An 11,679-nucleotide genomic window follows, 5' to 3' on the forward strand; every position below is an offset into this window, starting at 1 on the left:
AACTAAGCTTGCAGCTTCAAGTTTGAATTCTGGAGTGAATGATCGACGTTTCTTTTTCATTGGACACCTCTGTTGTGGCAAGCTTACCATTTATTTGGGTGTCCGGGATTATTGAACCACTACATATTTGTATTGGCGGACTATGACTTGCGCGGTATAGAAAAACTCATAGAGATAAAAGATAAGAAAGTCGATTGGTTTGTGACTGAGATGCCTAGCAAGATACGCTCTTGGGCATCTTCGAATAAATAAACCGCTGATCTGAACGAAATACTTAAAGGTGAGTATCAGGGCTAAAGTCGAGAGCCCGTTTAGGAGTTTGAAGTGTCAGTTTGAATTCTGCAAAGTTATCTACAAAGGTTTGTCTAAAATGTCGCTTCTGAGGGAATACTGGAACAAACTGGAAGTCAGCTAAAAATTGTCTTGCTAGTTTATATTTTTCCTAACAGTTTGCTTTCAAGTAGTGCGTTCGAAAGTAACAATGTGATGAGGAGGGTTGTGTCTTTTAGATGCAGAAAAGCAGAATAATTAACTTTAAAAACACAATAAGGCAGTCTTTAATTTCTTTCATAGATAAAAATATGAAATTAACCGATGGTTTTGCTTTATTTTTGAAGTTTTTTTTATTGCTATTTTAATAATGACTCACTTTACTTATTATCTTTTTTTCGGTAAAAAGGCTTCAAAAAAAGGAAGGATTTAAACGAGTTTATTTATGTCTATTAAATTTAAGACTGTTTTAATGATGTTAAGTGTTAGTATGTTTTCTTTAATAGCATTTTCGACATTTAATTATGTAAAAACGACATCTGATTCTAAAAAAGCTCTAGATGAATCCTACAGGAAAAAATTAGTTGCGATTCGTGAATCCAAATTAGACGCTATTTACGATTATTTAAAATATATTGATGATCTAGTGATAGCGCAAAGCTCTAACCCATACTTAGCTGATGCTTTATCAGATTTTTCAAATGCTTATTATGAATATCGGTTTGCCGATAGTAAGGACTTTGAGTCTCTTAATAATTTCTATTCAAGCCAGTTTAAAGAAAAGTTTGATGAGAGAAATACTAATAAGGCCCTTGATATAAGCGCTTTGGTTCAAAAGCTAAGCCCTCAAAGTAAAGCATTACAAAATGATTATATAGCATTGAATTCTCATGAAATGGGAGAGAAGCATTTCATGAATGATGCTGGCTTGCTTTCTAGCTATGATTCAGCCCATTCGAAATATCACTCTTATTTACGCAGTTTCCTAGAAAAATTTTCTTTATATGATGTTTTTTTAATCTCAGCAAAAGGAGACGTTGTTTATAGCGTATTTAAAGAGGTTGACTTTGCAACTTCGTTAATCAATGGCCCTTATTCTAGTTCAGGCCTTGCTGAGGCTTATAAACTATCAATTGGAAATGTTAGTAATAGCCATATAGTGGACTTTAAAACGTATACCCCTTCATTTGAAGCTCCTGCAGCTTTCATATCCCACGCGATAAAGAATAATGAAGGAGAGCTCCTAGGTTCTATTGTCGTTCAATTACCAATCGATAAAATTAATGAAGTGATGACAAGTAAAGGGCGTTGGGTTGAATCCGGTTTAGGTTATTCAGGTGAAACTTACTTAGTTGGTCATGATTCAAAAGCTAGAAGCATAAGTCGATTTTTGGTTGAAGATAAAGAAACATATTTGAAAGCAATTGGTAGTTCTGGTGTAGATGAAGAAACGTTAGAAAGTATTAGGGTTTTGGAGTCAAATATTGGCTTACAGGTTATCAATACCGCTTCTGTTAAAGCCGCGCTATCTGGTGAATCCGGTTATAAGGTCGTTAAAGACTACCGAAATGTGAGCGTTTTATCTGCTTATGCGCCTTTAAATTTTCCTGGTCTGAATTGGGCGGTTTTGAGTGAAGTTGATACAGAGGAAGCCTTTGCAGACTCAAGTGCATTATCTCAAACAATTTTACTGAGTTCACTATTAGGTGTGGGTGTCTTTTCTTTAATTGCAGCTGTTATAGGATATTACTTCTCTAAGCGTTTGACTCAGCCTATAGTAAATTTAAATAACACTATTGATTCGGTTCTCACCCAAAACAATCTTAGTTTAAGGGCCACTGTTAATGAGCATAGTAATGATGAAATATCAAAAATTAGTTCTCAATTGAATAAGTTGCTTTCTGCTTTTAGCGGAATTCTTTCTGAAGTTTTACAAGCATCGAATAGTATCAGTGACTCTTCAGATCGGCTATCCGGTGCCGCAAAAGAAACTATGTCCCGTACTAATCAGCAGAAAATTGAGACAGAATCGCTAGCGACTGCTATGAATGAGATGGTGGCTAGCGTTAATGAAATTGCTAGCAATACATCACTTGCAAGCCTAGCTGCTCAGGAAACGGATTCTTCAGCACGAACTGGTAACGACGTGGTTAAGTCAACACAAAATATGCTCAGAGAGCTTCAACATGGTCTTGAGAGTTCAAGCAAAGTTATACACGAGCTTAGTGAGGATAGCGATAAAATATCGCAAATTCTAACAGTGATCAGTGATATTGCTGAGCAAACAAATTTACTAGCTCTTAATGCTGCAATTGAAGCTGCAAGAGCTGGTGAGCAAGGACGAGGTTTTGCAGTAGTTGCTGATGAAGTGAGGACGTTGGCTGGGCGAACACAGGACTCAACAGAGCAGGTTAGCCAAATAATTCGTGGTTTACAAAGTAGAAGTAGTAGTGCAGTTTTGGCAATCAATGAAAATAATACGCAAGCAGAGAAAACTGTTAAGAATTCAGAAACAGCCTATGTAGCATTACAAGAAATTGAGAAATCTAGCGCGCAGATTTTAGATATGAACCTGCAGGTAGCAAGCTCTGCTGAAGAGCAGGGGTTAGTTGCTAATGATATAAATAAAAATGTCGTAAGTATCGATGAAACAGCGCAGCTATCTTTGGAGAATGCGCGAGCTGTTGATGAGGCAAGTAAGGGGCTTGAAAAACTAAGTAAGAAGCTGCAATCACTTGCTAAAAAGTATCAGTTTTGATTGATTGAATAATGATATTTATTTACACCTTACTCATTCCAAGTAAGGTGTTTTTTTATATAAGAGAGAGTAAGTACGCTCAATCAATGATATGTTCAATGTTTATTTTTGTATAAATGTTTTTTTATGTTTTTGCGATGAATGAGGTATAAAAAATACAAGTTTGCTTTCTGTGTGAAAATGCGGGCAATTGTATTGATCTTCTATAAACTTGTTAAGTTTCCTGTTTGAGTTGCTTTCGTTTAACCTTTTTGGCTTTTCTTGCACATTGCACCATCTATGTTATGAATTGTTAGCGATGTACCATAGTACAATAGCGTATCTTTAGACCCTTATATATCTTGAATCACTATACAAAACACTAAGTTAGAAGAGTGAAGGTGGTTCCCATGAGTGATAGTCTAATTTCTGAAGTAGCTAGCTACAACAAGCCAATTGGCTACCTAAAACTGGTAGAAGGTGTAGTTGAAATACATTCTGCAGATGGGAGTCAAAATCTAGTTAATGAAAACACTATGGTTTTCGTCAATGATGTTCTTCATGCTGGTGACCATGCCCGTGGACAGGTTGTCTTTTTTAATAACATTGCTGAAACCATTTACTTTAACCCAAAAGACGTTATTAATCTTGAAGAGGTGCTAAGCGAATGGATAGATCTGCAAAACGGAGAGTTTGATCCTAACCAAGATGTGTTGGCATTACAGCAAGCTATTTTATCTGGCGAGGATCCAACGCAAATTCAAGAGGCTCCTGCCGCAGGTGAAGAATCGGCTGCTTATAATGAGCAAAGTGTTTCAGTTAATGTGGATAGAAATAGTAGTCATGCTTTAGCAGGTTTTGGCTTCGATACAGAAGGTAGCCATATAGGTTACTTACAATTACCTTCATTTGGCTACCAAACTACTGGTTTGGCTACGAATCGTTTGGTTCAAGATTCTATTGAAGGGTCCACACAAAGTGTTGTTTCTGAATTAACCTACTTTGTCAGAGGTGCTGTGCCTGCCGGCTTTCAGCTTGATGCTGCAAGTGGTGTTTGGGTATTTGACCAAACTAATTCAGCCTACCAAAGCCTTGGTCAAGGTGAGCAACAGGTTTTGCCAGTTACCATTGCTATTCAAGATCAGTTTGGCAATACAATAAATCAAGTTATTAACATCACTATTACTGGCTCGAACGATATTCCAGAGGTAGTAAGTACTATTACAGAAACCGCAAGTGAAGCGGGTCCTGTGGTCACTGGTACGGTTGGCGCAACCGATGTGGATACAAACGATACGCTAAGTTATTCAGCGACAAACCTGCCTGCTGGCTTTAGCCTAAATGAAACAACGGGAGCTTGGTCGTTTGATCCAACTGACGCAGCATACGATGCTCTTGGTGTGGGTGAGACTCAAAACCTGTCTGTTGATGTTACTGTCAGTGATGGCAACGGTGGTTCAGCCACTCAAACCATTAACTTAACCGTCTCTGGTTCAAACGATGTGCCAGAAGTGGTCAGTTCAGTGGCTGAAAGTGCGAGCGAAGCGGGTCCTGTGGTCACTGGTAGGGTTGGCGCAACCGATGTGGATACAAACGATACGCTAAGTTATTCAGCGACAAACCTGCCTGCTGGCTTTAGCTTAAATGAAACAACGGGTGCTTGGTCGTTTGATCCTACTGACTCTGCTTATGACTCCTTAGGCGTTAGCGACACTCAAAACCTGTCTGTTGATGTTACCGTCAGTGATGGCAACGGTGGTTCAGCCACTCAAACCATTAACTTAACCGTCTCAGGCTCAAACGATGTGCCAGAAGTGGTCAGTTCAGTGGCTGAAAGTGCGAGCGAAGCGGGTCCTGTGGTCACTGGTACGGTTGGCGCAACCGATGTGGACGCTAACGATACGCTAACTTATTCAGCGACAAACCTGCCTGCTGGCTTTAGCCTAAATGAAACAACGGGAGCTTGGTCGTTTGATCCAACTGACGCAGCATACGATGCTCTTGGTGTGGGTGAGACTCAAAACCTGTCTGTTGAAGTTACTGTCGGTGATGGCAACGGTGGTACAGCCACTCAAACCATTAACTTAACCGTCTCAGGCTCAAACGATGTGCCAGAAGTGGTCAGTTCAGTGGCTGAAAGTGCGAGCGAAGCGGGTCCTGTGGTCACTGGTACGGTTGGCGCAACCGATGTGGATACGAACGATACGCTAACTTACTCAGCGACAAATCTACCTGCTGGCTTTAGCTTAAATAAAACAACCGGCGCTTGGTCGTTTGATCCAACTGACGCAGCATACGATGCTCTTGGTGTGGGTGAGACTCAAAACTTGTCTATTGATGTTACTGTCAGTGATGGTAACGGTGGTTCAGCCACTCAAACCATTAACTTAACTGTTTCTGGTTCGAACGATATTCCTGAGGTAGTAAGTACTATTACAGAAACTGCAAGTGAAGCGGGTCCTGTCGTATCAGGCGTTGTCTCTGCAACAGACGTGGATACGAACGATACGCTAAGTTATTCAGCGACAAACCTGCCTGCTGGCTTTAGCCTAAATGAAACAACGGGAGCTTGGTCGTTTGATCCAACAGACGCAGCATACGATGCTCTGGGTGTAGGCGACACTCAAAACCTGTCAGTTGAAGTTACTGTCAGTGATGGCAACGGTGGTTCAGCCACTCAAACCATTAACTTAACCGTCTCTGGCTCAAATGATGAGCCTGTGGCTGTAAATGATATAGTGAATGTGTTGGAGGATTCTAATTCAATTGCCATTGATGTTTTATCAAATGATACTGATCTGGATGGCGATGTTCTGACTCTTACTGAGGTATCAATACCTGTTGAGCAAGGGGTGGTGAGTATTGTAAACAACCAAGTAATGTTTACACCTGCGGCTAATTTTCATGGAAGCGCGACTATAAATTACAGCGTCACAGATGGTATCGATACAACCTCTGCAAGTGTTAATGTTAGCGTGCAATCTGTTGACGACTTGTCGACTATCTCCGGTGATACTAGCTCTTTTGTTTATGAGGAAGATAACCGAGTTAATACTGAAGGGCTTGTTTATACAGTTGGAACTCTAACAATTAACGATATTGACAGTTCAACTGAATTTGATACAGAGAAAGTAGCCAGTATTGGTTCAACGGTTGGTAGTCTGTCAATCACCTCTTCAGGTTCATGGACTTATACTGTTGATGCAGCTAATGACTTGCAGCATCTTGCGTTAGGACAAACGTTAACAGAAAACTTTGTTGTTACCACAACTGATGGTGTTTCAGAGACCATTAGTGTTGTTGTTAGAGGGCAAGATGATAAAGCAGTTATTGCACAGCCTAATCAACAAATTGCCTTTAGCGAAGATATTCCTATTCCCGCGATTCCATTCTCTCTTTCAATTAGCGACATCGATGACGGTGATAATCCGGTATTTGAGTCTATAACTATTGAAGGAGAATACGGCACGTTAATTTATGTAGAGTCAGCAAGTGAGCTGGGGGAGGGAACATGGGCATACCATTATGATATTGCTAGAGGGCAAACACTTGAGGGTGGTATTTATTCAGAGCGATTTATACTAACTGCGACAGATGGCTCCGAATATAAAATTACTGTAAATATTAATGGGTTAAATGATACTCCTGAAGTGGCGGCTACTGTAGAGCATAATGTAGATGAGGGCTCCGAAGTATTATTAGGAAGTGTAAATGCAAGCGATATCGATAGTGATGAGTTAAGTTATCATGTTGTTGGCAATGCCCCTGATGGTTTTACACTTAATAATGATGGTTCTTGGTCTTTCGATCCATCACATGATCAATATGCTTCATTGTTGTTAGATGAAGTAGAGCAACTCGTCATAGATGTTGAAGTGAGTGATGGCGAAAATACGGTCACTCAACAAATAAGTCTTAATGTTATTGGCACAAATAGTCAGCCATTGGCGATGAACGATGCAAATACCTTTAGTAGTGGGCTTGTTGGCGAATATTATGGAACCAATTCGCAAATCAGAAACATCGCGGACTTCAGAGCGGTGGTTGATAGTAAAGAGGCGGATGCTACCTTTATTGCATCAAACATAGACTATCAAATCGGCTCTGGAGGTGTTGCTAAAGGAACTAATCTACAAACTTTCTTAGGTGACGACAACATCACCATTAATGTAGATCCAGAGAATTATAGTGATGGAGGATTGCACCTAAATGGCTATATCTACTTAGAAGCAGGCACTTATAACTTTAAAGTTTATTCGGATGATGGTTATCAAATCTTGGTAAATGAGGAAGATGTTGCGTCAGTTAATAGAAACCAAGCGCCCAAGACAGATATTTTTGACTCATTTACCGTGACAGAATCAGGTTATCAATCTGTAAACATGGTGTGGTGGGATCAAGGTGGTCGCTATGTCTTCCAGCCTAAGATCAGTTCTGACGGTGGCAATACTTATTCAGTAATCGATGCGTCCATGTTAAGCAGTTCAGCAGTCCCTCCGTTAACAACTATGAGTGATAGAGCGCTCGAAATTCGATTAGATACATTGCTAGAAAACGACCTGGATAGTGATGGTGACCTATTGAATGTAACTGGAATTCATAACGTGCAAAATGGCTATGCATATATTTCAGAATCAAGTGTGGTTAGGTTTATTCCATCACCTGGCTTTGATGGGGCTGCAAGCTTTGATTATACCGTTGAAGATGGTGAAGGCGGCTTTAGTAGCGCTACTGTGGCTATAAATGTATCAGCACCTGACGGTCATGGGGCTTCTTTAGCTTTAGGTGAGGCACCTGACTTTTTAATTGGTTCAGAAACCAGTGATGTTCTGGTAGGGACAGAATCTGATAACGTGATTTTTGGTGGTGATGATGAAGCAAGTGATGAGCTTACTTCGGGGGCTGGTCAGGATGTGTTTATAGTTAAGCCTGTATCAGATGTTGCTAACCTTGATACGATCACTGATTTTGACTCCTCACAAGACGCTTTAGATCTTACTTCTTTATTGGAGCAATTGGATGGTAAGCCGACAACAGACTCAAGCACTCAAGCCATTAAAGATTTTCTGGAAGACAGTATTCAAATTACCGAAGAAGGCGATATTAAGATTGAAGATATGAAGGTGGCCAATTTTGTTAAATCTGATGGACACTTAGACAGTAATGGAGATGGGGTCACTAATGGCTCTGATGGTCTGAAAGTGATTTATAATAATGAGGAATTTGTGATTGGACTAGATGGCTGATAGACATCTATTGCTGCTATAAGGGGCTTCATTTTAAGCCCCTTTTTTGATGTAGTGTATTAAGGCTTAGAGTGGATTAAACTTTTGAAAAATCAGGTGTTAAGGTTATCAACAAGGGTAAAAGGCACATCAATAGATAGAAGGTACAGGAATGACTCGCCAATAGATGCGGAAATTATCAAAGAGACCTGAGAGGATGAGATTAAAGGCTCAAAGGTGCAGGGCGTTAACCAATACACCTTAGATTTAGTATTTGGTATTAAAAGCAGAAGTGTTAGCTTTATCTACACTGTAAATAGTCCATCTCTCTTTCTGTTGTGTCTGACGAGCAAAAACCTCAGCGACAACACGACGGTTATTCTGTCTGCCTTGTTCTGTATTATTGTCATCGATTGGACGTGTTTCACCGTAGCCTATACCTTTAACACGGCTTTGACGGATTCGATAATTGTCAATCAAAACGTCAGCAATGGCGGTCGCGCGTTGTTGAGAAAGTGTTTTGTTCAATTGATCAGAGCCAACATCGTCAGTGTGACCTTCAATCACAACTGATGCTAAACGGTTACTTCTTAGGAAATCAGCTAACTCTTTTAGCTCTGGATAGAACGCTGGTTTAACGACTGCTTTACCAGAATCAAATAAAACGTTTAATTTCACAGAAAACAATTTATTAGATTGTGCAGGGCAGCCGTTATTATCAATCGCAGCTCCTCTAAGTGTGTTAGGGCATTGATCACGAACATCGATCACGCCATCTTTATCTGAATCGATCAATCTAGCCCTAGGATTTGATGAATACAGGCTTTCAGCGATAGCACTAGTGCTTAAAGCTAGCAACATACCCCCGATGGCAATTTTCTTGTGTGAATTTTTCATGTCATTCACTCCTAGTCTGATTAATTAACATAACTAATTTTAACGGATGAAGAGATCAATTATCCGTAAGAAATGTGTATTTATATATAAAAAAGCCAGATTTGTATCAGAATGTAAAATACATCTGGCTTTGAGAAGAAGTTCGTCCATCTAAAAAAGCTGTTAAGAGATAAAAAGATAATAATTTTAATGGCTTATAAGTATCTTGTGTGTGTTTTGCTTTATTTGAAGGTGCTTTCAAACGCTGAAATTATAATAGTGGGCTAATTGTGTCTATGGGTAAGTGGGTGTAGTTTTACCGGTTTGTTGTGTTTGTAAATGTAACATAAGTTTGATTTAAGGTTAAAACCCAGTCGATTGTTAACTTTAAGCACAAAAAAAGTTGAATTTGTATTTTTGGCAACGTTACGAAACATAAGTTGGCTATTTATTACAAAAAAATGTCCGCGATTTTTCGTAAATGTGCATTCCATGCCATAGCTTTATTAGTAAAGTAAAAGTGGATAGGAGCAATGCATGCAAGGGTCGGCGGTTAAATCAAATTCTCGAGTGGTTATTGATAGACGGATTTTATTCGATGGTGCAGCGGTAGATACCTTTGCTGATACCTATGATTTGGCAATGCATGACAAAACAATAGAAGCAGAAATTGTTAGCGAAACTAAAGATGCAACCGCTGTTTCACAGGCTGTATCTATTACTCACTCAGTCTATGTTGTAACCGATGACTTACAAGACTTAGAAGTTCTAACGGCGAGCATCCCACCTGAAGCCCATTTGATTACTATAAATGGTGAGCAAAATGGGGTTGAACAATTAGCACAGTTAGTACAAGGCTACCAAGGCGTAACAGACCTACATATTTTATCTCATGCCACGGATTCTGGTGGACTAATCTTAGGGACAAGTATTCTTAATCAAGAAACTATTTCAACCCTTTATATAGATGAATTGGAAATAATTAGCCAAGCCCTGTCATATGATGCTGATATCCTCTTATATGGTTGTGAGTTGGCATCGAGTGAAGAAGGGCAACGTACGCTCGAGGCCGTCGCAGCGGCGTTAAATAGTGATGTAGCAGCCTCAGATGATTTAACGGGAAAAGATGGTGATTGGGAGCTTGAGTTTCAAATTGGAGGTATTGAAACCATTGAATATGAAGCACCGAGTTGGCAAGGGAATTTAGACTTAGTTCCTGTTATTTCAATACCAACTATTTCTTTGTTTGCTGAAGACCAGCCTTTAGTGTTTGCAGATTTAGGAGTTGGACAGATTAGTGTCGGTGACCTAAATGGATCTGTTGCTGAGGTTAATTTAAGTGTTCCGTTAGGAAGTTTGTCATTAACTCAAACTGCAGATGTTACATTGACTGAAGGAACGGGCTCTAATGATTCAACAGTGACATTGGTGGGTTCAGTGGCCGATGTGAACCTTGCTTTGAATAGTTTAATTTATACACCTGATGAAGACTATAATGGGCTGGTTAATATTACCGTTAACCTTACGGATAGCTTTCCAATTGTACCTGTTACGGTAACGGCATATTTACCATTAACTATTAGTCCAGTAGCGGACATAGTTGAAGATATATTGAGTACGCCAGTTGATTCTGCGATTCAGTTGAATTTAATGGCTAATGATACGTTTGAGAACTCTTCTGCAGCGATTACAGCTGTTTCTTCACCTAACAACGGAATTATCACAAATGATGGCATGGGTAATTATACCTATACACCGGATTCTGGCTATCATGGGTCCGATAGCTTTGTGTATACAGTAACATCAAACGGTACGGTTGAAAGTGCTACTGTAACTTTATATGTAAATAGCGCTCCAACAGCAAACGACTCGAATAGCTCAGTTGATGAAGACAATTTTATTCTCTTGGATGTTGCTGCACAGGGAAATGATATTGATGGAGATAGTTTGACCGTATCAGCGCCTACATTAGTTTCTGGTCAAGGCACTGTATCCATTTCTTCGAATCAAATTCTCTACACTCCTGCGAACAACTTTAGTGGTACAGCGGAAATTGATTACATAATTAGTGACAGTTATGGCGGCAGTGATACGGCTACCGTCACAGTTACTGTGAATGCGGTCAACGACAACCCCGTGGCCAACGACACTACAGGTACAGGTAACGAAGATACCAGCATTACCTTGAATGTTTTAGCCGATGTATCGGATGTGGATGTGGGCGACACCTTTAGTGTGTCCAGCCCAACAGTGATTTCAGGGCAAGGCACGGTGTCCATTGTCAACAACGAAATCGTCTATGTACCTGCACTGAACTTTAACGGCACCGCTGAAATCGGTTATACCGTGTTAGATGGCAACGGCGGCAGTGATACCGCCACTGTCAGCGTCACCGTGAATGCGGTGAACGATAACCCTGTGGCCAACGACACCACAGGTTCGGGTAACGAAGATACCAGCATTACCTTGAATGTTTTAGCCGATGTATCGGATGTGGATGTGGGCGACACCTTTACTGTGTCCAGCCCAACAGTGATTTCAGGGCAAGGCACGGTGTCCATCGTCAACAAC

The 11,679-nt window shown here is 40.2% G+C and carries 4 protein-coding genes; 3 read left to right on the forward strand and 1 reads right to left on the reverse strand.

Annotated features, from left to right (window positions below; translation table 11 throughout):
* The first annotated feature begins 715 nt into the window (after positions 1 to 715).
* Positions 716 to 3,028, forward strand: a complete 2,313-nt coding sequence (locus tag ACYVGZ_RS05125) for a methyl-accepting chemotaxis protein (RefSeq protein WP_460752134.1) — start codon at positions 716 to 718, stop codon at positions 3,026 to 3,028.
* A gap of 389 nt (positions 3,029 to 3,417) precedes the next feature.
* Positions 3,418 to 8,253 carry a retention module-containing protein gene (locus ACYVGZ_RS05130; protein WP_460752136.1) on the forward strand — a complete coding sequence of 1,612 codons (4,836 nt, stop codon included), beginning with the start codon at positions 3,418 to 3,420 and terminating at the stop codon, positions 8,251 to 8,253.
* A gap of 246 nt (positions 8,254 to 8,499) precedes the next feature.
* Here the strand turns inward: ACYVGZ_RS05130 and ACYVGZ_RS05135 are convergent, their stop codons facing one another.
* Complete coding sequence (locus tag ACYVGZ_RS05135) at positions 8,500 to 9,129, reverse strand: OmpA family protein (RefSeq protein WP_460752139.1); 630 nt, start codon at positions 9,127 to 9,129, stop codon at positions 8,500 to 8,502.
* A 516-nt stretch (positions 9,130 to 9,645) separates the two neighbouring features.
* Here ACYVGZ_RS05135 and ACYVGZ_RS05140 point away from each other — a divergent pair.
* Positions 9,646 to 11,679, forward strand: a 2,034-nt coding sequence (locus ACYVGZ_RS05140) for an Ig-like domain-containing protein (RefSeq protein ID WP_460752142.1), incomplete at its 3' end; no start/stop codon positions are given.

The organism is Marinomonas epiphytica, from assembly GCF_054780655.1.